Annotated in this window: 20 protein-coding genes; 6 read left to right on the forward strand and 14 right to left on the reverse strand. The window is 47.1% G+C overall.

What is annotated here, in order from left to right; all coding sequences use genetic code 11:
* Window positions 1-21: 21 nt before the first annotated feature.
* Both C12CBH8_RS06185 and C12CBH8_RS06190 read right to left on the reverse strand, forming a co-directional pair.
* Window positions 22-1215, reverse strand: a complete 1194-nt coding sequence (locus tag C12CBH8_RS06185) for an AI-2E family transporter (protein ID WP_343063122.1) — start codon at window positions 1213-1215, stop codon at window positions 22-24.
* Window positions 1216-1291: 76 nt separating this feature from the next.
* Window positions 1292-1876 (reverse strand): DUF308 domain-containing protein, encoded by a 585-nt coding sequence (locus tag C12CBH8_RS06190; RefSeq protein WP_099322011.1) that lies wholly within the window; start codon window positions 1874-1876, stop codon window positions 1292-1294.
* Window positions 1877-2056: 180 nt separating this feature from the next.
* On the opposite strand from C12CBH8_RS06190, the gene C12CBH8_RS06195 reads away from it, so the two are divergent.
* Window positions 2057-2314, forward strand: coding sequence for a hypothetical protein (locus C12CBH8_RS06195; RefSeq protein ID WP_090266248.1), 258 nt, complete (start codon window positions 2057-2059; stop codon window positions 2312-2314).
* Window positions 2315-2365: 51 nt separating this feature from the next.
* Here the strand turns inward: C12CBH8_RS06195 and sigE are convergent, their stop codons facing one another.
* Both sigE and C12CBH8_RS06205 read right to left on the reverse strand, forming a co-directional pair.
* Window positions 2366-3094, reverse strand: a complete 729-nt coding sequence (gene sigE, locus C12CBH8_RS06200) for an RNA polymerase sporulation sigma factor SigE (RefSeq protein WP_090266247.1) — start codon at window positions 3092-3094, stop codon at window positions 2366-2368.
* A gap of 23 nt (window positions 3095-3117) precedes the next feature.
* Window positions 3118-4008: a sigma-E processing peptidase SpoIIGA gene (locus C12CBH8_RS06205; protein WP_215532764.1), complete on the reverse strand. Its 891-nt coding sequence runs from the start codon at window positions 4006-4008 to the stop codon at window positions 3118-3120.
* A gap of 382 nt (window positions 4009-4390) precedes the next feature.
* Between C12CBH8_RS06205 and C12CBH8_RS06210 the strand changes: the two genes are divergently transcribed.
* A complete protein-coding gene (locus tag C12CBH8_RS06210; RefSeq protein WP_215532765.1) occupies window positions 4391-4678 on the forward strand; it encodes a hypothetical protein in 288 nt (95 codons plus the stop codon).
* A gap of 57 nt (window positions 4679-4735) precedes the next feature.
* Here C12CBH8_RS06210 and C12CBH8_RS06215 read toward each other — a convergent pair whose 3' ends face one another.
* Window positions 4736-5386, reverse strand: coding sequence for a ComEA family DNA-binding protein (locus C12CBH8_RS06215; RefSeq protein ID WP_090266241.1), 651 nt, complete (start codon window positions 5384-5386; stop codon window positions 4736-4738).
* A gap of 299 nt (window positions 5387-5685) precedes the next feature.
* Between C12CBH8_RS06215 and C12CBH8_RS06220 the strand changes: the two genes are divergently transcribed.
* Window positions 5686-6594: a MarR family transcriptional regulator gene (locus C12CBH8_RS06220; RefSeq protein WP_090266240.1), complete on the forward strand. Its 909-nt coding sequence runs from the start codon at window positions 5686-5688 to the stop codon at window positions 6592-6594.
* Between the two features lie 59 nt (window positions 6595-6653).
* Here C12CBH8_RS06220 and C12CBH8_RS06225 read toward each other — a convergent pair whose 3' ends face one another.
* The 5 genes from C12CBH8_RS06225 to C12CBH8_RS06245 all read right to left on the reverse strand — a co-directional run bounded on the left by C12CBH8_RS06225 (window position 6654) and on the right by C12CBH8_RS06245 (window position 10312).
* Window positions 6654-7133 (reverse strand): nucleoside-diphosphate kinase, encoded by a 480-nt coding sequence (locus C12CBH8_RS06225; protein ID WP_090266238.1) that lies wholly within the window; start codon window positions 7131-7133, stop codon window positions 6654-6656.
* 84 nt (window positions 7134-7217) lie between these two features.
* Entirely contained in the window at window positions 7218-7586 is a 369-nt protein-coding gene (locus tag C12CBH8_RS06230) for a VOC family protein (protein ID WP_090266237.1), read from the reverse strand.
* A 15-nt stretch (window positions 7587-7601) separates the two neighbouring features.
* Window positions 7602-8006 carry a DUF5412 family protein gene (locus tag C12CBH8_RS06235; protein WP_090266235.1) on the reverse strand — a complete coding sequence of 135 codons (405 nt, stop codon included), beginning with the start codon at window positions 8004-8006 and terminating at the stop codon, window positions 7602-7604.
* Window positions 8007-8109: 103 nt separating this feature from the next.
* Entirely contained in the window at window positions 8110-9306 is a 1197-nt protein-coding gene (locus C12CBH8_RS06240) for an ABC transporter permease (RefSeq protein WP_090266233.1), read from the reverse strand.
* Complete coding sequence (locus C12CBH8_RS06245; RefSeq protein ID WP_215532766.1) at window positions 9299-10312, reverse strand: efflux RND transporter periplasmic adaptor subunit; 1014 nt, start codon at window positions 10310-10312, stop codon at window positions 9299-9301. The genes C12CBH8_RS06240 and C12CBH8_RS06245 overlap by 8 nt, the downstream gene beginning before the upstream one ends.
* Before the next feature lie 144 nt (window positions 10313-10456).
* On the opposite strand from C12CBH8_RS06245, the gene C12CBH8_RS06250 reads away from it, so the two are divergent.
* Entirely contained in the window at window positions 10457-10660 is a 204-nt protein-coding gene (locus C12CBH8_RS06250; RefSeq protein ID WP_141682400.1) for a hypothetical protein, read from the forward strand.
* Here C12CBH8_RS06250 and radA read toward each other — a convergent pair.
* Complete coding sequence (radA, locus tag C12CBH8_RS06255; RefSeq protein ID WP_215532767.1) at window positions 10610-11986, reverse strand: DNA repair protein RadA; 1377 nt, start codon at window positions 11984-11986, stop codon at window positions 10610-10612. The two genes, C12CBH8_RS06250 and radA, sit on opposite strands and share 51 nt — an antisense overlap.
* A 62-nt stretch (window positions 11987-12048) precedes the next feature.
* Complete coding sequence (locus C12CBH8_RS06260) at window positions 12049-12864, reverse strand: N-acetylmuramoyl-L-alanine amidase (protein WP_215532768.1); 816 nt, start codon at window positions 12862-12864, stop codon at window positions 12049-12051.
* A gap of 249 nt (window positions 12865-13113) precedes the next feature.
* Between C12CBH8_RS06260 and C12CBH8_RS06265 the strand changes: the two genes are divergently transcribed.
* Window positions 13114-14340, forward strand: coding sequence for a cofactor-independent phosphoglycerate mutase (locus C12CBH8_RS06265; protein WP_099322019.1), 1227 nt, complete (start codon window positions 13114-13116; stop codon window positions 14338-14340).
* A 125-nt stretch (window positions 14341-14465) separates the two neighbouring features.
* Here C12CBH8_RS06265 and C12CBH8_RS06270 read toward each other — a convergent pair whose 3' ends face one another.
* Window positions 14466-18317 carry a S8 family serine peptidase gene (locus tag C12CBH8_RS06270; RefSeq protein WP_215532769.1) on the reverse strand — a complete coding sequence of 1284 codons (3852 nt, stop codon included), beginning with the start codon at window positions 18315-18317 and terminating at the stop codon, window positions 14466-14468.
* Window positions 18318-18628: 311 nt separating this feature from the next.
* Between C12CBH8_RS06270 and C12CBH8_RS06275 the strand changes: the two genes are divergently transcribed.
* A complete protein-coding gene (locus C12CBH8_RS06275; RefSeq protein WP_215532770.1) occupies window positions 18629-19150 on the forward strand; it encodes a hypothetical protein in 522 nt (173 codons plus the stop codon).
* Window positions 19151-19213: 63 nt separating this feature from the next.
* On the opposite strand, the gene C12CBH8_RS06280 is transcribed toward C12CBH8_RS06275, so the two are convergent.
* Window positions 19214-24988, reverse strand: coding sequence for a GH92 family glycosyl hydrolase (locus tag C12CBH8_RS06280; protein WP_215532771.1), 5775 nt, complete (start codon window positions 24986-24988; stop codon window positions 19214-19216).
* Between the last annotated feature and the right edge of the window lie 250 nt (window positions 24989-25238).

Genomic DNA, 25238 nt, shown 5'->3' on the forward strand with positions numbered 1-25238 from the left:
TTTGATGACCTTCTCAAAACATTATACTGGTTTTTCAGAATCATCCAGTTCATCGTCAGGCCTACTCAGTTCTTCCAGCATCTCATCCTGCTTTTTTCTAGCAGCTTTTTTAGACAGCCGCTTATTAATCGCCCGACTGGCCAAGGTATATACCACAGAACACAAAGGGATACAGATCAACATACCGGCAAAACCCATTAGACTTCCACCCAAAGTCACCGCCACTAGTACCCACATGGAAGGAAGACCTACCGAGTTACCCACTACATGAGGATAAATCAGGTTTCCTTCGATTTGCTGTATGACTAAGAATAAGACTACAAACCAAATAGCACGGATAGGATCGATCATAAGGATGAGGAACGCTCCGATGACACAGCCGATAATTGCGCCAAAAATAGGAATCAACGCCATGAATGCAATGAGTACGCTGATAATCAATGCATAAGGGAACTGGAAAATACTCATGCTGATAAAGAACAGCATTCCCAAAATGACAGCCTCTAAACATTGGCCCGAAAGGAAACTGGCAAAGGTCTTGTAGGACAAGCTACACACAGATAAAACCTTTTCCGCTTTTCTCTCCGGCAGGCAGGCATAGAGCAATTTTCTGCCCTGTCTCCCAAGCTTTTCCTTTTGAACCAACACGTAAAAGGCGAATATAATACCCAAGAAGAAATTGACAATGCCGCCGACCACTGAGGATGCCACCGTAACGGTAGAGGACAGCACGTCTCCTGCACTGTTTTGCAACATCTGGACAATGCTTTGCCAATCCAACTCGATGTTCTGCAGCCAGTTTATCACATCCGGATACTGCTGGAACATGTCGTTGCTCCACTTTTGGAGGTTTTCGAGGAACGGCGGAATGGCATTGACCAAAGACTGAAAAGTCCTGCCCAGTTCTGGGACAATGAGGAACATGACAATAAAAATGACACCGGCAACTAAAAGCAATGTCAAAAGAAGGCTGACGGGACGGCGCAATCTTTGTTTCAATCCCTTTGGCTTCCCTGGGCCTCGGAAGATTTTGGATTCCAAAAAAGACATCGGGACGTTTAAAATAAACGCAACACAGAAACCTAAAAGAAACGGCCAAATGAGATTTAAGATCCAGCCTACAAAGGAAAGTACAAGAGAAAAATTTTGCAGTCCTACGAACAGCACCACGCCAAAGGCGATCAATAACATGACCTTTTTCGTATTTTTTGACATTATCTTCACGACTTTATTCACCTGTTCTTTCTCCGTCCTCCCGGTAAAAGGACGGCGTATTTCCTGTCTGTGTTTGTTATTCTTCTTTTTCTGTATGCGTGGCCTGTAAATACCTCTTTTGCCAAACAGAAAGTATCAGGAGACTGATTATATTAGCCGCTCCGTCCAGAATCAGCACAATATAGGTATAGAGATTGCGGCTTCCCTCCGTACTGAATGGATCGACAAGTATCAGCATGGAGAGTCCGATCATTGTCAAGGAGACAAGCAGCAATGCCCACCATTTTTCCGCTTTTAGACGAAGGAGATCCATAGAGAACTGAGACTTCATAATGCTGTCGAGCATCATGCATATGGCCAATACTTGGGCGAATGCAAAAGCAAAATCCTGCGTTTTGATCACAGCGTATAGTCCCACCATAACTTGGGTCACGCCAAAGGCAAATCCGAAACGTCCCGGAACAAGATATCCTTTTTTGATCAGATACCACGCCACATTAATGACACCGGAAATCATAAATAAAATCCCTAAAGCATAACACAGATCTGTCAAAGCAATATTAGGAAAAATCAGCAAAATAGCCCCTATCGCGATATAACAAATAGAGAGAAACATCATTCCCATCCGGAGATTTCCAGATTCTTTTTCCGTGGTTTTCAAGCAATCACACCCTCAATAAACTATCCAAATGATCCTTTCTATATTGTTTATTATAACAAAGCCGCCGCTTACATACAAGGAAATATCCTCGATGCCCTTGAAACTTCCTTTGGGGACAGAGCATACTTTTACAGTTTTGGAGGGAAACTAGTATCAAACAACCGAAAGGAGCTGTTTTATATGGATCAGCAGTTTCCGCGCCCTGATGACACGGATAGAGCTCAACGAGTCGAACAAATATACAATGAGATGTTTGCTGTAGCCTCTGCCACAGAATGCACAGGATTAATCCCCACTCCTCCTGTCAACAAGTCTGAGGCCGACTCCTATACCGATATTTACGACATTCCCATGACCAAATCCGAGCCCGACCACGGTCTGCAAAGTATAAAAAAGACCACTGAGAATGTAGGAAATAAACAAAAAAACAAACAATAGCGACCTTGCAAAAAAAGCCGCCGGTTCTGACAACCGACGGCTTTTTATTTTTTATCCCACTCGAACTAGATCTTTTTTCAGACGTTCAATAATTCTTTTCTCCAATCTAGAGATATAAGACTGGGAAATACCCAACAGTTCCGCCACTTCCTTTTGGGTGTGTTCGGTCTCCCCTTTCAATCCAAATCGAAGCTTCATAATAATCTGTTCCCGGGGAGAAAGACGGTCCACTGCTTCCAATAGTAGATCCCGTTCCACCTGTTGTTCGATGCCCCGGTTAACCAGATCGGGATCGCTCCCCAGTACATCGGAATAAAGCAGTTCGTTTCCATCCCAGTCCACGTTAAGAGGTTCGTCGATGGACACCTCATTTTTCAACTGAGAACTTTTTCTCAAGTGCATCAGAATTTCGTTTTCGATGCACCTTGACGCATAAGTAGCTAACTTAATATTTCGGGATGGACAAAAGGTATTGACAGCCTTAATCAATCCGATGGTCCCAATGGAGATGAGATCTTCCACACCGGTCCCAGAGGATTCGAATTTTCGGGCGATATAGACGACCAGCCGGAGATTGTGTGTGATAAGCGGTTCTCTGGCGCTTTCATCGCCGGCATCGATGCGCCGGAAGATCACCGCTTCCTCCTCCTTAGGAAGCGGCGGCGGCAGAGTCTCAGGACCGTTGATATAGTGAACAGAACGTCCTGATTTCCATTTGCGCAAAAGTAGAAAGCGTAATCTTAATAAATTCCACCGGATTCGTCCAAGCATCTCACCCATGACAATACACGCCTCCTTCAGCCCTATTTGATTGTGTTTTCGATCATATCTGGATTCATCAAGGCCTCATATTCGCCGTCGGATAAATGAGTTCCGCTGACCGCTACAAAGGATTTTGGCACCCTTACGGGATGCTGTCCGTCAGTTACTGTGATGCTGTCGGGCCGGAACGCCGGCAGTACTCCCCCGCCTCCTACGCTATGGAACGGTACCACTCGAAAACGTCTCCTCCAGGAACTATCCTCCGGTGGAACAGGAAACACCCGCTGAGACGGTTCAAATACCGGTCTCACCTGTGAGGGAATCAGCTTCTCCACGCTTTTGTACTCCGCCAGCAAAACCGGTAAATCAGAGATGCTTTCGGTCAAACTGTGTCCGGTATCCAGAAGCGCATCCATAGTTGCAGTTTGCCCATCCACCTCGATAGTGACAGTATAAATCTTGTTATCTGGAGCTTTGCGCAGTGTAAAACGGTGTATCATACTCAAGATCAGATAACTGACAGCAGCTCCTCCAATCAGGATCAGCGGGGATATATTAAAGTATACTACGCCGTTGTTGATCATCAAATTGTTGGGAGATACAAATAACCAAAGAGCCATCATCAATCCTGCAAATAAAAAATTGGCTCCGAAAAAACAGGCCAGTGTTTTCAAGAATACTTTAATAGAGTGAATGGGCAATGCCGCCAGTAAAATAGTGATAGAAAAGATCAGCTTTGCCGCCGCTGACAGCAGGGATGGAATTTCAGGAAAAAAGATAAACAGAGAATAGACAGCTCCCAATGCCGAGCCGGCCAGCATCCTCCAGCGCTTGGTATGGATACGTGTCACTTTAGCGGTGAGGCAAAGGAGAAAATAATTGATAAATAGATTGACTGCAAAGAGGATATCAACATAGACGGTCTGTTTCATGATGTCATCCCCTGTCCCGTTTGGTACAACCATTATATCCTCTCACAGGACTAGGTTTCTGTCAGGTTTGCAATGTCGGATGATGGTATTTCCCGCATGAGAGGAGTAAATCTCTCAATCTGCCTCGCTCTTTTTGTATCTCCCTATCGGTTGGACATCTTTCTTGACAGTTTAACGGTTAAAATTTGGCTAAAAATCATGCTGTTTTAAACCTATCTCTATTTGTTTACCTCAAAAACGCTTACCATATTTGGAAATAAAAACCGTCCTTCCTGATCTGGAAGGACGGTCGTCAACTATATGGAACATATTTGTGATGCTTGGCATAACTTGTACTGTGGGACATCTCCCACCCAATAAATTATATCTGGAGGCTTGCTTCATGTTCTGTAACAGTTGCAACAATAATAACGACACCACTTTGGCTTCTCTGGTTGATTCCAGCACCGTAGCTACTTCTGGATGCTACACCGGCTTTATTCCTGTCAGCGTGAATTACAACGTCGTGCCCGGCAATTTTGTATCCGGAACAAACTTTACCAACACCAACAATAACCTGGCTTCCGCCAATCCCTTCTCGGCTTTGGATAACACCACTCAAGTATATAACCGCAGTTCTTCCTGCTGCCGCCGTAGTTGTTGCCGCTGCTGCCGTTGCTGCTGCCGCTGATCACGATTCTCTTTACTCAAGCGCCGCCCTTTCGGGCGGTTACATAAATCTGGGGACTCAGACACAGATATCATCTTTAATACGATTAAAAATTCTCTCGTCAATACCGTAAACATTCATCAGATCCTCGATCTTTTCAAACGGTCCTTCTGATTCCCTGTAGGCGATGATTTTCTTAGCGAGACTGATATTGATGCCTTTTAATGTGAGTAAGTCCTCTTTGGTAGCGGTATTAATATTGATTTTTGGACTCTCTTCCGGAGAAGAGGACAAGTCTTCCGACGGGTCGCTGCCAGGCAAATCCGGTTCCTCTGAAACTTGACTTGAAGATTCAGGTGGCATACTCTCCGCAACAGTCGGTTTTTCTGGAGGCCGGGATGACGCTGGTTCCGGCCGATGGGTAGATTTTGGTCTCTCTGACGCAGCATAAGACGCCACAGGTTCTGATGATTCGGAAGACTCAGATACCTCAGAACTCAAATCCGACGATGGCGACGAATCACTTTCTTGCAGGCTGCTGTAAGGCTCATTGCTAATTACAACTCCTACTTCCACCGCAGGTCTTTTCGGACGATCTACCCTTAGCATCCACAACATTGCCAAAGCGAGTACCAAAATAACCAAAACAATACCGATGATTGTCGGGCCGTTTATCTTATGTTTTTTACTTTTGAGTTCATTTTGTTGATGCTGATCTTTTGTTTCCATTTCTTCCTCATGCAACGGTTTCTTGGAATTATACCATCGCTTATTTTGTCCATTTCCTCTTTGTGAAAAATCTCCACTAATTCTTTTGGAAATTCAGGACAAGCCTCTTTTAAAGTTTGTTGTCCTAGCAGTAACTTCGGCGTGATTTGGTATCAATCATCCAATTGATTTGTTCAAAAGGACATGCTATAATGAAAAAATAATTGCAATGATGGTATATTTATCGCATTTGCTATACTAATGTCGTTTTATGAGACGATATTTGCGGATTTTATTCATGACAAAAAGGGGCTTACAAGATGAACATCAGTAAAAATCAATTTGAGGTGCTGGCTTTTATCGAACGGGAAGGTGGACGTAAAATAACACAGAGAGAAATCGCCGATGCCATTCATTTTTCCCTGGGGACCACCAACAAAGCCTTTGGTGAATTGGAAGAGCTTGGACTCATCGCCATCGACAGCCACAAAAAAGTGCAGATTACAAAACAAGGATTATATGCTTTAGAACCTTATCGCGTCAAACGGGCGGTGGTGATTGCTGCAGGATTTGGATCTAGAATGGTACCCATCACCCTCAATACTCCAAAACCTCTGGTCCGTGTCCACGGTAAGATGATTGTAGAAACTCTGCTAGATGCCATCGTAGCTGCGGGAATTCCTGAAATCGTATTGGTGCGAGGATATCTTTGGGAACAATTTGATGTTTTAAAACATAAGTATCCAAACATCCATTTTATTTATAATCCCCTTTTTAACGAAGCCAATAACATTTCTTCAGCATGGCTTGCCAAGGATCTTTTACAGAATGCCTATGTTTGTGAAGCCGATCTTTTGCTCAGCAACCTTCACCTGATTCGTAAGTACGAGTATTGTTCCAACTACTTGGGGCAGTATAAAGACGTCACTGATGATTGGTGTTTTATGGTTAAGAGCGGCGTTATTCGGGATCTCCAAGTAGGCGGCCGGGACTGTTATCATATGTACGGCATCTCCTATTGGGATGCGCAAGATGGAGCTAAATTGGCTCAAGACATCGATAATGTATATAAAATGCCCGGTGGTAAAGAGAAGTATTGGGATGAGGTCGCTCTCCGGGTATGCAGCAAAAATTATCATGTGGAAGTCCGTCCTTGCTTTGAAGGGGATATTGTAGAAATCGATACCTTTAATGAGCTTAAAAAAATCGATCCTGTTTATGATATGTAGACAAATAAAAGAACCTATCCTATTTAAGTAGGATAGGTTCTTTTATTTCGTAAAATCTTTTATTCTGCCTTATTGAAATAACGCTGAGCAATTTCGTCGCCAAACCAGATAGCAGTTTCTGTGCGGAATGCTTCCTCGCAGTCGCTGGCATGAATCAAGTTTTCACAGCAACGATCCTCATCGATCGAACGCTGGAGAGAATCAATTCCCAGGTCTCCACGGATGGTGCCTTTTTCCGCCTTCGACGGATCGGTAGCGCCTACGATACTGCGGATACGGGGAATGAGATCGCTGCCCTCACCCTTGACCACAATAGGCATCACCGGCTGGTCTACAAAATAGCGGACAGCTCTGCGACGGAAGGTATCTCCCAACTTTTCAATGACCTCTGCGTAGTGTTTGCAAATGACATCTTCTTTTGCCTTCTGGTAACCTACCAGTTCCAGTTCGATGCCGCCCTTTTTTAAGTAAGACAGTACCTCTACCGCCAGTTCTCGATTCAAAGCATCGGGCTTGAGCATAATAAAACTATAGTTCATACTGCGAATCCTCCACACATTTGTTTTCTCATATTGTACCACTGACTTATACCCGGAATCAAGATACCGTAACAAAATCTTCCATTACTCTTTGTTTGGGATCACTTCCAGCCAATATCCATCCGGATCGGCGATAAAGTAAATACCCATATCGGGATTTTCAAAACAGATGCATCCCATCTCCTGATGCATGGCATGAGCCTTATCATAATCGTCGGCTGTAAAGGCCAAATGAATCTCGTTGTCCCCTAAGTTATACGGTTCCGTGCGATCCCGCAGCCAAGTCAGCTCCAACAAATGCGGAGTTTTCCCGTCGGTCAGATAGACGATAATGAAGCTACCGTCGGGTGGCACAATACGCCGCTGTTCAGTGAGTCCCAAAGCCTTCTTGTAAAAATCAAGGCTCTTTTCCAGATCAAATACATTCAAATTATTGTGGGCAAAGGTAAACATAAATAGACCTCCTCCTTACTCCGACTGGCTGGACTGCTCCAAATAATCCTCCGCATGATCCCGCCAATCATAGGTATCGTTCTCCACATCCAATTGGATCCCATTGATGGACACCGTAGTATTAGTAGACCAGGTGACCTCCGCATCCGACTGCCCAATCTGCCAAAAAATATTTTTTCGTTTGCCGTCCTCTTTGCTCCACAGTTCCCCGCGGACGGCATCTCCCATTTTATCGTTGGAGACGCAGTATATAGTGATACTGTAAGCCGATGTCGGCGAAGGGTATTCCCCAACCTTGGAGCCCTCCGGCAGATGATCCAAACCATCAAAGAGGGTATGATAGAGCGAAATTCCCAGCACGGCCAGCAGCACCACAAATGCCGCTAGGATGGCAAAAACAATGGCGTTTTTTCGTTGCACTCCGATCCCTCCCTTGGGCTTTTTCTATGGTACCACAGCCATTCCTCGAATTCAACTAAAAAATGGGATAGGCTTCCAAAGGACCTATCCCATTTTTATTTTCTTATTCACGTCTTAGGGCATCCACAGGCTTTAGCCGCGATGCTTTAATAGCTGGATACACACCGAATATAATGCCTGTCAACATCGAGAACCCCACCGCTCCCAGAACAAACGGCATACTGATGACATACTGAAGTCCAATCGCGCCTGCTCCTACGAAGGAAACCAACAATCCAAATGACGCCCCCACAATGCTGCCAATGGCTGTAAGACAAATGGCTTCTATCAAAAACTCCGCCCAGATCAATCCGCTGCGAGCGCCGATGGCTTTCTTGATTCCGATTTCCCTAGTTCGTTCGGTTACCGACACCAGCATAATGGTCATGATCCCTAAACCCGCTACCAATAAGGAAATAGCGCCGATAGCCGATAAGATCCAGGTTACAATGTCCATCATGGCTGAGAGACGATCCTTTTGTTTTGCCAGATTCTGCGTCTCATAAGCGCCGTCTACCCCATTGATCTCATCCAAAGTGGAGACGATGCTGTCGGCCGTCTGATCCACTTGGTTTTGATCGGTGTTGTCCACTTTAATGGCGATTTGATCGAACTTATCCTGTCCGATGCCCTGTTGTAAGGAAGAATAGGGCACATACACAAAGGACGGTGCATAATTGCCGATGACGTTTTGCAGGATACTGCTCCCTGCTTCCACAATGCCTACAATTTCAAAAGTCTCATATTGGCCTTGGATGAGCACTTCCAGCTCTTTGCCCACAATATTTTCGCGTCCATAAACTTCCTTTGCAAAATTTTGATCCACCATACACACTTTGCCTGAATTTTGAATATCCGACCGGCTGATAATTCTTCCATGCAGAAGATTTAAAGAAATTACCTGATTGGCGCCGGCATCGATACCCCATACGATGGAATTGCTCTGCTGTCCTCGAAGGCTGACGCGGGTAGAGTATACCACAATAGGCATGGCATCCTCCACCGTAGGAATCTGGCGGATGGCCTCCAGATCGCTGGAACGAAGCTTGATACTTTGATCGGTACTGGTGGATGCACTGACCAGCAATCCACCCAGCCCCATGTTTTCCATCTCTGCACTGACGGCCAGTTTGCCGCTGTCCCCAATGGCGCCGATGATGACCACGGATGCAATGCCGATGGCGATGCTGGCTACAGTCAATCCCGTCCTCATCCGTTTTCGGATAAGATTGCGCAGAGCAGAACGAAACAACTCAATCACTGGACGACACCTCTCCCCTATCCGTGACCCTAACCCCGTCGGTCACATCATCGGGATTTTGAATGACATGGCATCCTTCCCTCAATCCGGATACAATTTCTACGCTGTCCTCAAATTCCTGGCCGGTTAATACATCGGCCCTTCTCGCACGTCCGGCCGACTTGATATACACATACTCCTTTCCATCGTCATCCTGGGCGATGCATTCATAGGGGAGTGTAAAGACTTCAGAGACATCGGATGTCATAATTTTGGCTTTGATATTGTAGTTGGGTTTGAGATCATTGTCGGGATTCTGGATGGATACCAAAGCATCCACTACTGTTTCATATCCGGCTCCCTGGATTTGCTGGCGGGCGGAAGGGAAAATCTTCATGATTTTACCGGTGTATTCCTTCCCTTCAAAGGCGTTTCCGGTGATGGAAACGGTTTGTCCCAATGTAACTTCCTGCATCTGATTTTCTCCGATGGAGATTTTTACCTGCAGCTGATTGAGATCCGATATGGTAGCCACCGGTTGTCCCGCCGTGGTCAGGCTGCCGGATGAGGCGTTGATGGCGGTAACTACGCCGTCGATGGGTGCCGTCACCTCCTGTGGTACTTCGTCCACCCAATCGGATACAGACGAGCTGTCCGGTATCGACGTCGATGTGCTTCCAAACTGGCTGAGCACTTCTTCGCTGGCTCCCAGTCCGGCCAATCCAGATCCATAGGTCAGCATCGCCTGAGTGGCTGATTGATCCACCTGGAACAGGACCTGTCCCTTTTTTACCGTATCTCCCACCTCTACCTTGACGTTGGATGCCATTACCGGCATATCCAGATAAATGTCTCGGCGCTTAGTCTCCTCGATCTTGCCGCTGCAGCTGACGGTACTTTCGGTTTCTTCCTTGGCCAGTGTGATGGTCTGTACCTCTACAACCTTTTCCGACGTCCAACTGGAATACACAAAAGAAAAAGTCAAGAGCAACACCGTCACTACAGCCAATGCAACATATTTTTTCATACAAAAAATCCTCCCATCCATTCAAAACCTATTGTTTGAACAGAGGAAGGTTTTTATGTTGCCCTAGAGGCACTTTTTTCACAGGAATAATGTAACAGGAATTTTTCCATACTATATTGGAATCGAAAAAAGAGGTGGTTTGCTTTGAGTATCATTCCGTGCAGCGCCGACTGCAAGTACCAAATGGATGGATACTGCACCTTGGATCGTCCGACTACAGTCAACAATCTTTTGGATTACGGTTGTGCCCATTACATCCCGCGGGCAGAGGAGAACCTGGCCGACCTATATCCGCGTTCACCCAACCACGGCATCGAAGGCTTGCCGGATGGTCCGGACACCCAGTAATTCCACCCCTTCGGGTACGGCGCATTCTAGATTTTTCAAGTTGTGGCGGGGTAAGACAATGCGGGTAAATCCCAGACGGGCGGCTTCACTGATCCGGGCGGCTGCATGGCCTACCGCTCGGATCTCTCCCGCCAGACCTACTTCGCCAAAGGCGATTACCCGGTCGTCTACCGCTTGATCCTTGAGGCTGGATACCAAAGAAAGGGCCACCGTCAAATCAGCAGCCGGTTCGTCTAATTTTAGGCCGCCTACCACGTTGATATAAGCATCCTGATTGCCAAAAAAGTATCCCGCCCGTTTTTCCAGTACCGCCAGCAATAGCGACAAACGGTTGTAGTCAAACCCAGTGGACATTCTCCTTGGATTGCCAAACCCAGTGGGCGTCACGAGCCCCTGCACTTCAGCCAGGATGGGACGGGAGCCTTCCATCACACAGGCCACACAGGTGCCAGAGACATTCTTCGGGCGGCCGGATAACAACATCATCGAAGGGTTCGGCACTTCACAAAGCCCGGTATCCCGCATCTCAAAAACGCCGATTTCATTGGTGGAGCCATACCGGTTTTTAACCGCCCGCAGCAGACGATACGAGAGGTTTCGTTCCCCTTCAAAGGTCAGCACTGTGTCTACAATGTGTTCTAAGACTTTAGGGCCGGCAATGGCGCCATCCTTGTTGACGTGTCCTACTAAAAATACCGGAATATCCATACCTTTTGCAGCGCGCATCAGGAGATTGGTGCATTCCCTGACCTGGGTAACACTGCCCGGCGAAGACGTCACGGCCGCACAATTCATGGTCTGGATGGAGTCGACAATCACAATGTCCGGCGAGACTGCCCGCATCTGTTCCACCACCGATTCCAGGCTGGTTTCCGCTAGGATCATCAGGCCGTCGGCGTTGACCCCCAGCCGGTTTGCTCGAAGCTTCAACTGATGTCCCGACTCTTCTCCCGATACATAAAGGACGGTCATATTCTCTCCCAGCGTTTTGCAGATTTGCATGAGCAAAGTAGATTTGCCAATGCCCGGTTCTCCACCCAAAAGTACCAGTGATCCTTTGACAAGGCCTCCGCCCAGCACCCGGTCCAGCTCCGGCATCCCGGTTCCATATCGTTTTTCCCCTTCCTGGAGGCTGAGATCCCTTAGATAAACTGCCCGTGCCGTCGCCGGACGTGCTCCTGTGGAACCTATCACCGAACCGACTGATGCAGAAAGTTCCTCCTGCATGGTATTCCACTGGCCACATCCCGGGCATTTACCGTACCATTTGGAGGCCTCATATCCGCATTCACTGCAGCAATAGATCACTTTACTTTTTCCTGCCATGTTTTATCAATTCCTTTCCCCTCTGTTAAACGATTTCAGGAGGGCACCCTTTTTGATTTCATTTACGTCACCGATTGAGCTGTCGATGTCACTGGAGATTGGCTCTCCTCCTGCGATACACTGGGTTCCGAGAATCCGGCACCTGAACCAGCTCCATCGCCGCCCTCCAGTCCTTTTGACTGGGTGATGCCGCAGAAAATGGCAAACGCTAATTTGCTTTGATATTCCGGAGTGACCAGTTTTGCTTCTTCCTCCCAATTGGACAGGAATCCGCATTCCACCACCACTGCCGGTGTTTTAGCATGCTCCAACAGATAAGCGCCTTTGGCCATAGGTTTAATAACACGGTTGTTATCCGGCTGGAGCTGTGAAATCAATTGCTGCTGGATAGACTGGGCCAATGTCTCACTAAACGGATGGTTGACTGAATAAAACACCTGAGAGCCGCTGTACTGACTTTGAGGAAATTTGTTTTGATGGATGCTGACAAAGAAACTATCGGGATGCTCTTCCAGAATTTTGAGACGATTATGGATATCGGATACCTTTTTCTCCCGTACAGTATTGGCAGAAGAATCGTGAATAGAAATATCCTCCTCACGCGTCATAACCACCTGATAACCCGCCATACGCAGCATATCCCGAAGATTAAGAGCCACCGCCAGATTAACGTCCTTTTCTACGCTGCCTCCGCCGCCTGTGGCTCCTCCATCCATACCGCCGTGTCCTGGATCCAGTACGATGGTTTTACACTGCGCCACTTGGGCCGATGAGACATCTTCAGCCGGAGGTGATATTTGGTACCACACCACCGCTGTCGCCACCAGCATAAGCGATATCATAATACATGCAATTGTCTTTCTTGATTTAACCTTCAACGCTCTCACCTCCACACCATGTGTATGCAAATGAGAACGGGAAAATCATTGGTGTTCTTTAAAAGCCGTTTTTGCGACAGATTGATTTTATTATAGTATTTTTCCCCCTTTTATACAACCGGAAAGTCATTTTCTCATCCCCCTCATCATTTTGACAAAACCGATTCCTTTTTTCCAGGATTTTTGCTATAATAGGAACTGGTATTCTCCCATATGGTTCTAATCCAAGCCTACGAAGGATGTGTCAATATGAAATATGTTGTGGTACTTTGTGACGGAATGGCCGATTATCCTGTGGATCAATGGGGCGGTCAAACGCCTATGACCCGCGCCAATAAACCTAATATGGATTCCCTCGCCCAACAGGGGGCTGTCGGCTTAGTCAAGACGGTGCCCGATGGTCTGGCTCCCGGCAGCGATGTGGCCAACCTTTCGGTGATGGGGTACGATCCTTTGAAATATTACACCGGCCGTTCTCCTCTGGAGGCGGTCAGTATGGGCGTTGAGCTCTCCCCTTCCGATTGGGCGCTCAGGTGTAATTTGGTCACTTTGTCGGATGCCGACCGGTATGAAGATGCTGTCATGCGGGATTACTGCGCCGGGGATATCTCCTCCCAGGAAGCTGCTGAACTTATCGAATCCATTCAAAAAGAAATGGGCGGGGGGATTTTTGACTTCCATGCCGGTATTAGTTACCGCCATTGTCTGGTGTGGCATGAAGGGATAGACCCTGGAAAGTTGACACCTCCTCACGATATTTCCGGTCAAGTGGTCGGCCCTTATCTCAACCACTCCCCGGAGTCTGCCCCTCTCCTCTCTATGATGAAACGCAGCTATGAGATCCTAAAAGATCATCCGGTCAATCAGAAGCGAGTGGCTGAAGGCAAGCGTCCGGCTAATTCCATCTGGCTGTGGGGGCAGGGGAAAAAGCCCCAGCTTCCCCCCTTTGAGGATGAATTTGGCCTTGTGGGAGGCGTTGTGTCGGCTGTGGATCTTATCAAAGGCATCGGCTACTGCGCCAAGATGTGGGTGGCAGATGTCAAAGGAGCTACGGGATACATCGATACCAACTTTGAAGGCAAAGCCAAAGCCGCTTTGGATTTACTGGATGATGGATGCGATTTAGTCTATGTCCATATCGAGGCCCCGGATGAATGTGGACATCGCGGTGAGGCCGACAATAAGGTGAGAGCGATTGAGATGATCGATTCCCGTCTGCTCGCTCCCCTGCTGAAAGGCTTAGAAGATTATACCAATTATCGTGTTATGATCCTTCCCGATCATCCCACGCCCCTCTGCACCAGAACGCATGCTTCTGATCCGGTTCCCTTCCTTCTTTATGAAAAGCAAGCACCGGTTTCCTCCAGTGTCGTGCAGTTTAGTGAGCAGGAGGCGGCTGAAACCAATCTTATGGTAGAACATGGTTCGGATCTTATGCGGATGTTTGTCAGTCCAGATCCATTGCCTCAAGTATAAGAATTTAACATTTTAAAACACCCATCCATTTTACGAACAAAATGGATGGGTGTTTTTTTGTGTCATAAAAGCAGGGTAGGCATTTGACAAATACCTACCCTGCTCCTGATTTTTAAGGAATACGATTACTCGTCCTTAGGACAGTTCTTCTTTTTCAGCAAAAGGACTGCCAAAACAGAAATTCCCAGCAATACCACAATTCCCAAAGGAGAACGTTCGCCGGTATCCGGGGATGTAGTACCCGATCCGCCGCCGGAGCTGGAGGAAGTGGGTTCCACAACCAAAACCACTTCCGGATTGGTTACAACCCATTGGCCGTCCTCAAATACGAGGCTGGTAGGATAGAGCCAATCCTCTCCCGGATGCGCTGGAATAACCTGCTGATATCCATACGGAAGCGGGATATCTTCATTGCTAAAGGGACCGATGTCTTCAAAGTACATATCTCCGCCGCCGGCTACCGGATTACCATCCATGTCTTCATAAGACACATGGAAAGAATACTCAGTAGGATCAATAGTGGGAATCACATTGAAGTTGACGGCATCCACATCCGCCTTTAATACTCCTGTCTCAGGATCTTTGGTAACCTGAACAGTCACTTCATTTTCTTCCGAAGCCTGGAGGGTAAATCCATACTTCTGAGCCAGATCTTCGGCTGCTGTCACCGTATTGCTGCCCTCAGAAAGGGTTACTTCTTCTTGAGCCACCACATTTCCTTTATAGGTATAGGTCACAGGAAGGGTAAGGGTTTCCTGCTCGGAAGAAGGATCCTTTGTAGGACCGGTATAGTTGACTGCAGTACTGCGGAAAATTTGCGGCTGGTTAAAGTCACCGGTAATGCCTAGAGCGTAGAACCGGCCGTCGTAACTGACGCCTATATTGCGGGTAGTCTTGACCTGGCTGTAGAGAATGTCTTGACTGCCGCTCCAGGTACCGGTAGCAGCATCGAAATTCCAAGTATCCACCATATTGTCTTGACCCAGGTTCTGGACAGGGCCGGTGGCAATTATGCCGCCATCCACTGCACCAATGGCGTAATACAAAGTTTGCTCTGAATCAAATGCACTGTTTTCGTCGCTGAGAAATTGATCCTCCTCATAATTGGTCCATGTGGTTCCATCGTACACTATGGTATTCGAGTACTCGGTGGTCTCTTTCCCTATCATGCTGTAGATCACACTATCGCAACCGCCGTACACTACCAAAGTATCTCCTGAGGCAAATGCACGGGCTCCGCTTCTTCCTACCGGCATGTCAGGCAGGTTGCCGATGATTTCACCGGTAGAGGGATCCAGCACCTTGACGCTCTTGAGCGTTTCCTGCAAGACCAGGTTTTCGTCGACGACTTCGCCGCCGATAGCCAGCAGTTGATCCTGATACACCGCTAAAGCCTCGGTCCCACCCAAAGTGGTGTTGACAGAAGTCCATGTACCGGTAGCCGTATCATAAGTGCCCAGTTTCTGCTGTCCTGTTGCTGTCGAATAATTTAAATAAATTTTGGTCAGTCCGCCGGCCATGGAATAAAGAGGATAATCTATGCCTCCCCCAAATTGGATGTCATCCGGCATAGAGGCCTTGGACCAGGTATCGCTTTCGATATCGTATACTTCCATTACCAGTTGGTTGGTCTCTACAATAATACCTAGGGTAAGGATTTTGCCACCGGCTGCCGCCATAGACAAAGGATAGATATCGGACGAGGTCAGTTCATAACCATAGATATCGCCGTAGGAAAAATCGGGAGTGGACAGATCCGTATAGCCTTTGGTCGCATCCGTAATTTCAAAGAAATTACGGCCATATTGACCATCCTGAGCTGTTACCAAAACCTCTTGTAGACCCGATGTACCTTCGGGCACAGCAAAGGTAATGGTGTTGTCGCTCCAGGATTTTACTTCAGCCTGCTTGTCACCGACAAGTATGGTCCCCTGCTCTTCTCCGAAGAAGTAACCTGAGAGAGTCGCTTTATTGCCGTCCATTTCCAAAGTATTGAGCACCGGCACCAACTGACTGTCTTCAAAAGAAGCGGCTGCATCTACAAAACCGCCGGAAACACAAATGTCTTCCAGTCCAATAGCGTCTTCACGGTTGACGCCGCCTTTGACACGGGCACAAATCTCGGCTGCATCATCGTATTGTGCGGAGAGCAGTGCTACGATTCCGGACACCATGGGAGTGGCCATCGAGGTACCGTCTGCATAATAATAAGGAATGGCTTCCTTGCCGAATCCCACATTATCCAATTGGAAGGTGATACCAGGCTCTTTGTTCTTCATTTCGCCGCCAAGGCGCAGTGTAATGGTATCTCCTTCGTTTTTCAGGAAAGAGGCATCTTTTAATTCCTGAGTAGATTGATTCCAATTGTAGTCCATCATTCTCAAACGAGCGGGATAATATTGGCCGCTTACCAACTGGGTTGTACTCAGAATTTGCCATTCTCCATTGGCATCTTGATACATAAGGGGCATAGTTTGTTCAAGACATGAAGAACCCATACTGGCCTGGAATGCAAAATGAACCAAGGTATTCTCATCAATGGTATCCAAACCGACAAAATCAGATTTCTGGAAAGTCATCTCAATATAAAAGATTTCCCCCTCATTGATGCCATCCAGAGAAATCTGTGTTCCTTTTCCCCCAATGTAACCGGGAGTCAACGAAGTCTGGTTGTCTTCCACTACCTGACCATCCTTATCCAGCACACGCAGGGCGACAGACGAACCGTCCTCAAAGTCCTCATAGAAATAGGACTGATCCTCATCCATCAACTGAGGCAGATATTGAGGCGGCATAGTGTGCTCATTGTAGGGGGATATGCTGGTATCCGAAGAGGTAGGAGCCAAAATCTGAGCGCCAGGGGCAAAGACATCCACCGTTCTCTCACCATAGCAGGAGAAAGGAGCATTGTGGCCCTGGCTTTCCAAAGCGCCTACTGTGATAATATAAGGGCTTCTCAGATTAGAACCTGTGTTCAGGTCGTTGTTGGTACCGGAATTGCCTGCAGCAAAACAGGATACCACTCCCAGTTCACCCAAAGCCTCCGTAGCTTTGGCAATGGACTGGAGCTGGATGCCATTATACGCCGAAGTCCCCCAGGAATTGTTGATGGCAACGACGTTGACACCCGATTCTTTAGCAGCCTGGATGTAAGCATATCCTTCAATCGCACCGGCAAGATTGCCATTTGCTCCACCCAGGAATTTTACCGCCATAATTTCGGCATCGGCACTTACACCTGCACCGCCTTCGGCATTATCCCACTGGGCGGCAATGACACCGGCACAATGGGTCCCGTGGCCAACGATGGTATCCATGGGATCATCCCTCAGATCTTCCCCGTCGCATACATTAAAGCCATAGGTGCCGCCGCCCATAGCTGTCAGCTCGGGATACTTCAAACCGTCATCCCACATGATATTTTTCAAATCAGGATGATTGTAGTCCACACCACTATCCAGTACGGCCACGACAGGCGCTTCGCTGGTAGGAGAGGAAGTTTTATCCCATGCCTCTGCAATGTTGGCATCCACTGCCTTATCGGTCTCCATTTTGTTTTCGATGCCCCACTGGTAATCGTAGTAGGGATCTTCCGGAGATGCATACATTTCTACATAGTAGTTGGGTTCCGCAAATTCTACTGTAGGCAGTTTTTCCAAATCTTCAATCAGGGACTCTGTATCCTGATTTCCTTTCACCAAAACCAGAGTCTCTTCCTGAGAACCATTGATGTCATTGCTGTAAGCTACAGGAGTGTCGTCTCCTGAAATCTCCATCAGCGGTGTAACTTCAAAGCCCAAGCTTCGGTTTCTCGCATTGAGAGAGCTGATATCCCCATTGACACATACAATGGCTTCCCCCTCTGCATAGGCACGAGATGGAGGATCCGTCTCTAATTTTGTCGGTTGGGCCAAAGCACTGGTCGAAATGCCTGCTATCAGCGCGAGTGACAGCACGATACTAATTGCTCTTTTCATACGATCTTCAAAACCTCCTTAATGTTCACTTCCTTGCTTCCCATAAGATGATATGGCATTCCTCCAATCCCTTTGAAGTATCCTATTCTGTATATTTTAACAAACTGTGTTCTAAAATGGAAGACTCCCAACAACAAGTAGATAAAAATTATTAAACGTTTTTCTTTCTCACAATTCATAAAGCTGGTAATATTAAATTTACCTCGTCCATTTATGTGAAATATATCTATAATTACTATATATTTATTGACTTTATTTCCTATTTTCTTATAATAAGCAGTATAAGAAACTATAAAAACAGGTGATTAAAAATGGCAAAAAGAAAAAGTCTTATCTTGGTGATAATTATGATCCTCCTTGCTCTAAATTTATCTTCCTGCCATTATCATGGTTACCTTCCTCTTCCCAAACCGGATCAAATGATTCTTCACTATAAAACCGGTGAAGAAAAACAGTTTTCTCCAAACGATGAGCAGTTTGAAGCATTGTTTGAATGTGTGTCCACCGACCTTTGGATTATTGGGAGTTCCCCCATTTATTGTGCTTGTTACCATGAGGGAGAAGAATATCGGTGGCAACAGGAAGACTATCTCCGCCTGGTCTATAATCAGGAAACCACCCTTATAGAACCTTATCAGGAAATTCCGGAGGGGCTTACTGTTACCAGTATTATTTTTACTCCCAATGCAAACTGGGAGGAGTATGACTGCAACCCAAATGAGCGTTATTATTTGGAAACACCAGACGAGATGTTTAAATCCTACTTTGATACTTCTGATAAAAATGCACCCTATTATCCACCGCTTGCTGAACTCTTTGATCAACTTAAGTAAAAACCGCCTTCCCCAACAATATGGGAAGGCGGTTTTTTCCTAGTTAAAGACAGGATATCAAATTTATTTCACTGCTGTCTTTTGTTTGAGATAGACACAGATCATAACACCCGCCGATGCTGCAAGAAGCAGTAAAATTGGCAAAGGTGAACTGGTTGCGTCGGTGTTTGGCGAATCGGTACCAGATGATCCGCTGCCTGTGGATTGAGATGGCTCAGAAGACGATCCTTCCTCTGGTGAACTGGATATGGGAGGTATTTCTTCCTTAAGCTCTGAAATGGCATCCAACAGGGCTTCATATGCGTTGTCCACATCATCCTGACTGGCCGACGGATCTTCTAATACGTCCTTTGCTTGCTCGAGAGCCTCTGTAAAGGCAGTCCAAGTTTCGTCGGTATAATCGCCTTTTTGTTTGTCCTTATGAGCCTGGTACAATTCCTCCAGCTTTGCCTTGTCGACGGCTACAGGCTTTTCTACTACAGTAACAACACAACGATCAAAAACATTAGGATCAGTATCCAGAGACGCTGTAATAGTAACTTCTCCCGCTTTCAGAGCAGTTACCATTCCGTTTTCATCCACGGTAGCCACTGTCTCATCCGACGATCTCCATACGATTGTTCCTGCATCCGCCGGAGTAACGGTTGCTGTCAGCTGAGTGGTCTGACCTGCTTCCAGCTGCGTCTCGGATGGATCCACTTTGATTTCCGGAATGATCACAGGCTTGTCCTCAACCGTAACGATACAGCTGCTCTGAATACTGGGATCGGTATCCAGAGATGCTGTAATAGTAGCTTCTCCCGCTTTCAGAGCAGTTACCATTCCGTTTTCATCCACGGTAGCCACTGTCTCATCCGACGATCTCCACACAATTGTTCCTGCATCCGCCGGAGTAACGGTTGCTGTCAGCTGAGTGGTCTGACCTGCTTCCAGCTGTGTCTCGGATGGATCCACTTTGATTTCTGGAATAGCCTCAGAACCAATCAGTTCAATTTCCGCCAAGCGGAGATCACGTTCTTCATCAAACTGGAATTTAAAGTATTTGTAGGGCGATTGCTTTGATTCATCCAAAGCGTAGGGACGGGTATACTTGCCCCACTGGAAGGTCTGATCTTCTCTGCTGTCCAACAAAACCCATTCCTGGCCGTCCATAGATCCATAAAGCGCAAAAGAATGAGGCATATTGGAGGTATCGGCATCCGATGTGAGGGTATACATGGAAACTACTTTTTCTTCAGGTGTATAGAAAACAATCTCCTTGTTTTGACCCTTCAAAGAACCGGCTGAATCGCTGGAGTTGTCAAAGAGATAACGGGTTTCATCAGAAGTCCCGCAAACTACCGTTGCCTTATCCTCTTCGATGGTAGATGCAACGGTCACATCGGAGGGGATAATATCAGCCAAAGGCTTCGGCTTTGCATCGCCGGATGTGATGGAAGAAGGTACTGCATCGCTGCCGGTTCCCCAATTGGAGGGGGTAGAACCCATCTCAAAATCAATGACGCCGCCGGCTGTCAATTGATCATGAGTAAAGTACACTTTATCGTAGTCCTCTCCATTGAATTTGACATTCTGGATGTAGACGTTTTCACGGGAGTTTTCAGGGGCGTTGATAACCAGTTGCTTACCGTTTTCCAACCGGATTGTAGCCTTGGTGTACAACGGTGAAGTGATGCTATATTCCGCTGTCCCTACGCTGGCCGGATAGAATCCCAAGGCGTTAAACACATACCAAGCGGATGCAGCTCCGTTGTCCTCATCGCCCAGATAGCCTTGACCGATGGTATTGCCGGTATAACACCGGGCAATCACGTCCCGTGTCAATTCCTGGGTGCGGTAGGGTTGTCCTAGATAATTGTAAAGATGGGTGATAGACATGGACGGCTCGTTGGTATGATTGTACTGTCCCAACCGCACTTCCCGCATTTCTCTTTGTCCTACGTCTTTACCGCGCATGTCCTCACTAAAGAGGTCGTCGAGGCGCTTTAACGCCGCTTCTTTACCGCCGTACAGATTAATCATACCCTGGATATCCTGAACCGCTGTAAAAGACATGTTCCACGCATTGGATTCACAATAGTCGTATCCGCTTTTCTCATGCCAAGCGCTGGGATCAAATTCATCCATACTGTTAACACGGAAAGTCCCGTCGGAGTTGCGGCCCATATACCATCCCAGATCCTCGTTAAAGTAGTTGACATAGTTGAGGGCACGGTTTTTATAATAGACTGCTTCATCGGTTTTTCCTAAGATTTCAGCCATTTTGGAAATGTTATAGTCGTTGATGGTGTCTTCCATTCCCCAGGAGAACGACTCATGGACGTCTCTGGAAACGTATCCGCGGAATACCGAAGTAGCTGTCTGGATCCGTCCACCCTTGTCCAAATTATCCGAAACGACCGCGCTGTTTTTCAGGGAAGCGTCAAAAGCTGCCTCGTAATCGAACTGGATCCCCTTTGCCATCGCATCGCCAAAGATAGCGTCGGCATGGGTGCCCAACATACAGTTAATTGCACCGGGAGCCACCCATCGGGAAACCCATCCGCTGTCTTTGTAGTGTTCCAGCAATCCATCGATCATCTCACCAGCCATGGTGGGTGTAAACAAAGAATAGGCAGGCCAGGCGGAACGGTAGGTATCCCAGAAGCCGTTAATGGTGTACATCTTCCCTGATGTTACCACTGGTTCGGTAGGCTGGCTGTGATACGGGCTGGAATAGACCCATTCCTCCTGTTCATTGGTGCCGGCGTTTTCCGAATAAAGAGTAGGATAGGCAAACATACGGTAAAGACCGGAATAGAGAGTAGTCTTTTGATCAAAGCTGGCTCCCTCTACCTGGATCACGCCAAGCTGATTATCCCACTCCGCCTGAGCTTTTTGGAAGGTGGAATCAAACGTATCGTTTTCAGCAATCTCCAGCTCCAGATTATGTTTCGCCTGCTCCTCACTGATAAAAGAAGTAGCCAGCTTCATGGTGACGGTATTGGTATCACTACCAAATTTGATGATACCCATTTTGGTATCCACCGCTTTTGCCGCTTCATACGGCTGATCGATGACACCATAGATGTACATTCTGGTAGCGCCGTTGGCCCGGCCAGGGCTATATTCCCCATGCCCGTAAACATGGTCGGAATAGGCGGTAAAACTGCCGTCCCCGTGGAAGGTAAGGCCTCCGTCAGCCCATTCACAGTCGAAAATCAGGTTGCGGTTCTGGCTGTCTTCCGGGAAGGTGAAGCGGGTGTACATGGCGTGAGAAGTGGGAGTAACCTCCATTGTCACATTGGAGGCAGGTGTCCCCTCTTCAAAGGTGACGCTGTAATAATGGGCCTTTGCCTCCTCTTTTTCATGGGTAAAGGTAGAGGCACGGCGGTCGGCATTGATGTCGGTTCCGGTGGTGACAGAGTCGTAATCAATATCTGTATTGGGCATAAACTGCCAGGTCCCCCAGTCACCCAACCAGGGGGATGCCGCATGGGTAATGGTCATATGGCGCAAAACAGTTTTAGATCCCGCCAATTGGTAAACATAGGGAGTTGTATTCTTGGAATCGGTGGCAGGGGCAATGGAATTAAATCCATGAGGCATTGTCACCAAAGGAGTGGTAATACCGCGGGAATAGCTCCAGGTATTGTTGGTGCCGCGCAGGATATTGACGTAATCGGACAGATGGTCATACTCAATGGGAGGCTGCGTTTCAATTTTAATATCGTCAAAATAGCCCAGGAATACCGTATCCTTTTGAGGGTTATCGGCTTTATGATATCCGATCAAAATCTGTTCAATGGTCTTCCCCTGTGCTACGGAACCGATGTTGGAATAGATGTGGTTCCACTGCATATAGGATAAAATATCGGCTTCTCCTTGTTCCATAGGGCTGACAATAGCGCCGTATTGGTCCCTGGCACCCAGTTCACTCAGATAGGTGCCGTCGCTGAATTTCAAGTCAACGGCCATGTGTTGGGATGTAAAATCAAAATCGTAACCATCCGGATCGTCCAGAGCCGGGAAAAATACATAACTCAGGTTGGTGTTTTGTGTGACGGGAATGGACAAACCATCATAAATAACATTGTAGCAGTAGGCTTCCTCATCGCCCATATGACGGCCTTTGACTTCCAATGCACTCCAGCCTGTCCATCCGGTGGAGGTCAGATTGCTGTAAGCTTCAGACGGGCCCCGGCTCTTTCTGGTTTTCATGGGAGAGGATTCCATATCCTGGCCGTCCTTGGCCTGTACAGTCATTTGTGCTTGAGATACTTGGGCTTCTTTTCCATCTGCCGGCGTACCCAACAGATGCAGTTCAGAGAACTGTGTTACATCAGTTGCGCCGTTGATTTTGGAAATCACCAGTTTGTACTGCTGATAAGCTGTGTGATTCTCAAAAGAAAAACTGCGCAGATCCCGCTCAATGCGGAAGGTTTCACCCTCCCGGGAATCCAGCTCATCCCATTGGTCTCCATCGTTGGAGCCATAAAGAGTCCAGTCCATGGGATTGCGGTTGGGCATATCCGGGCCGGAACCCATTATGTAGGTATCAATCACAAAAGGCTTTGTCAATGCAAAAGAGACGGATACTGTCTTTCCATCCACAGGGATTGTGGAGGTGACGTATTTGCTGCCGGTATCGAAGTCAAATAACTTATCCTTGCCTTCATTTTCGTTAAAATCCGGATCTCCGTCCAGTGTAGACATATCGATGTACGGAGTAGCGCATCCCGGCAAGACGCCTCGCATCTGAACTTCTGAAAATTGAGTCATCGGAGCACCGTGGTTGCCGACGATTTCCAATTTGAACCACTGGTAGGTCCCCGGCTGCGCAATGGCAAACGTCAGCTTTTGCTGGCGGTTGTTAAAGGTGACATTTTTTTGTTTATCGATGACTTTCCAATCAGCCCCATCGGAAGAACCATAAAGGGTCCAGGAAAGGGGATCCCGGCCATCCTCATCGTTGCCGGAAGCAATGATATATTCTGTGGTTTCACAGGCTTTTTTCAGCCGGAAAGACAGCGTCAGCGGTTGCTCGGCAGTTCCTACGGTAGAGGTGACGTATTTGGAATTGGTGTTATAATCAAACAAATTGCTGATGACATCGATATCATTGACCGGATCAGGGGCTTCCACGGAATCCGGATCCAAAAGCGATGTCAGATCAACGGCAGGTTCCACCATTTGACTGGCCAGTTGCAACTCTGAAAACTGGGTCATTGGTGCGCCACAGTTTTGCGTTACAACTATTTTATAATAACGGTAAGCGGTGGCATTGGAAAAAGAAAAGGTCTTTTTCTCTTCCCGGGAGGAGAAGGTAACGCCTTGCTGTTTATCCAGTTCCACCCAGGTCTCTTTGTCCTGTGAGCCGAAAAATGTCCATGCAGAAGGATCGCGGCTGGGTTCATCTGTACCCGAAGCAATCAGATATGTCTGGACCGCTGCCGGCTGCTCCAATTCAAAACCGACTTCCACCGGCTCAGATTCACTGGGCTTAACACTGGTCAGGAATTTGCTGCTGGTACTGTAGTCAAACAGATTGTGTTTGCCTTCTTCCGCCTTGAAGTCCTGGCTTCCCCAAATGGTATCGGAACAAACCAGATGGGTGACGTCCCCTTCCAGCCTTCCTACATCGGATACAGCTTCCACATTTTTGCTGCGGTCGCCGTCCAATTTTGACTCCAGGGGACTTGGATCTTCCGATTCAAATGAAGTTTCAAAATGAATCTCCTGCGGTGACGTATCGTCCAAACTGGTAGCCGATACAGTCGAGAGGCACAAGCTCAGGATACAGGTAATAGAGAGCAAAAAGCTCATCGGTCTCCTGAGTTTTCTCAGATGGTCGTTCAATTTAATCTCTCCTTCTTCTTGGTTTTCAGACCATGCCATGGGACATTATATCAGTTTTTTATGCAAAACACACGCAAATTATTTCATTCAAAATCTGTAATTATTTAAAGAAAAATATAAGATACAATTTCATTTAGAGTTTATTTCCAATTAATCGGCCCTTTCATTAGCTAATTGTCCTATGATTGGTATAATAGAAATAATGATACAGTAAAAGAGGATGCCCAGAGCCTAAACCCCTGAACATCCT

The sequence above is a fragment of the Solibaculum mannosilyticum genome (assembly GCF_015140235.1).
GTDB lineage: Bacteria > Bacillota > Clostridia > Oscillospirales > Acutalibacteraceae > Solibaculum > Solibaculum mannosilyticum.

Bases quoted from the DNA above. Each gene is read 5' to 3' on its own strand.
- sigE (WP_090266247.1), bottom strand. From the start codon at position 3,094: ATGGGTGAGATGCTTGGACGAATCCGGTGGAATTTATTAAGATTACGC.
- C12CBH8_RS06210 (WP_215532765.1), top strand. From the start codon at position 4,391: ATGTTCTGTAACAGTTGCAACAATAATAACGACACCACTTTGGCTTCT.
- radA (WP_215532767.1), bottom strand. From the start codon at position 11,986: ATGGCAGGAAAAAGTAAAGTGATCTATTGCTGCAGTGAATGCGGATAT.
- C12CBH8_RS06265 (WP_099322019.1), top strand. From the start codon at position 13,114: ATGAAATATGTTGTGGTACTTTGTGACGGAATGGCCGATTATCCTGTG.
- C12CBH8_RS06245 (WP_215532766.1), bottom strand. From the start codon at position 10,312: ATGAAAAAATATGTTGCATTGGCTGTAGTGACGGTGTTGCTCTTGACT.
- C12CBH8_RS06205 (WP_215532764.1), bottom strand. From the start codon at position 4,008: ATGAAACAGACCGTCTATGTTGATATCCTCTTTGCAGTCAATCTATTT.
- C12CBH8_RS06225 (WP_090266238.1), bottom strand. From the start codon at position 7,133: ATGAACTATAGTTTTATTATGCTCAAGCCCGATGCTTTGAATCGAGAA.
- C12CBH8_RS06220 (WP_090266240.1), top strand. From the start codon at position 5,686: ATGAACATCAGTAAAAATCAATTTGAGGTGCTGGCTTTTATCGAACGG.
- C12CBH8_RS06185 (WP_343063122.1), bottom strand. From the start codon at position 1,215: ATGTCAAAAAATACGAAAAAGGTCATGTTATTGATCGCCTTTGGCGTG.
- C12CBH8_RS06275 (WP_215532770.1), top strand. From the start codon at position 18,629: ATGGCAAAAAGAAAAAGTCTTATCTTGGTGATAATTATGATCCTCCTT.
- C12CBH8_RS06195 (WP_090266248.1), top strand. From the start codon at position 2,057: ATGGATCAGCAGTTTCCGCGCCCTGATGACACGGATAGAGCTCAACGA.
- C12CBH8_RS06270 (WP_215532769.1), bottom strand. From the start codon at position 18,317: ATGAAAAGAGCAATTAGTATCGTGCTGTCACTCGCGCTGATAGCAGGC.
- C12CBH8_RS06230 (WP_090266237.1), bottom strand. From the start codon at position 7,586: ATGTTTACCTTTGCCCACAATAATTTGAATGTATTTGATCTGGAAAAG.
- C12CBH8_RS06215 (WP_090266241.1), bottom strand. From the start codon at position 5,386: ATGGAAACAAAAGATCAGCATCAACAAAATGAACTCAAAAGTAAAAAA.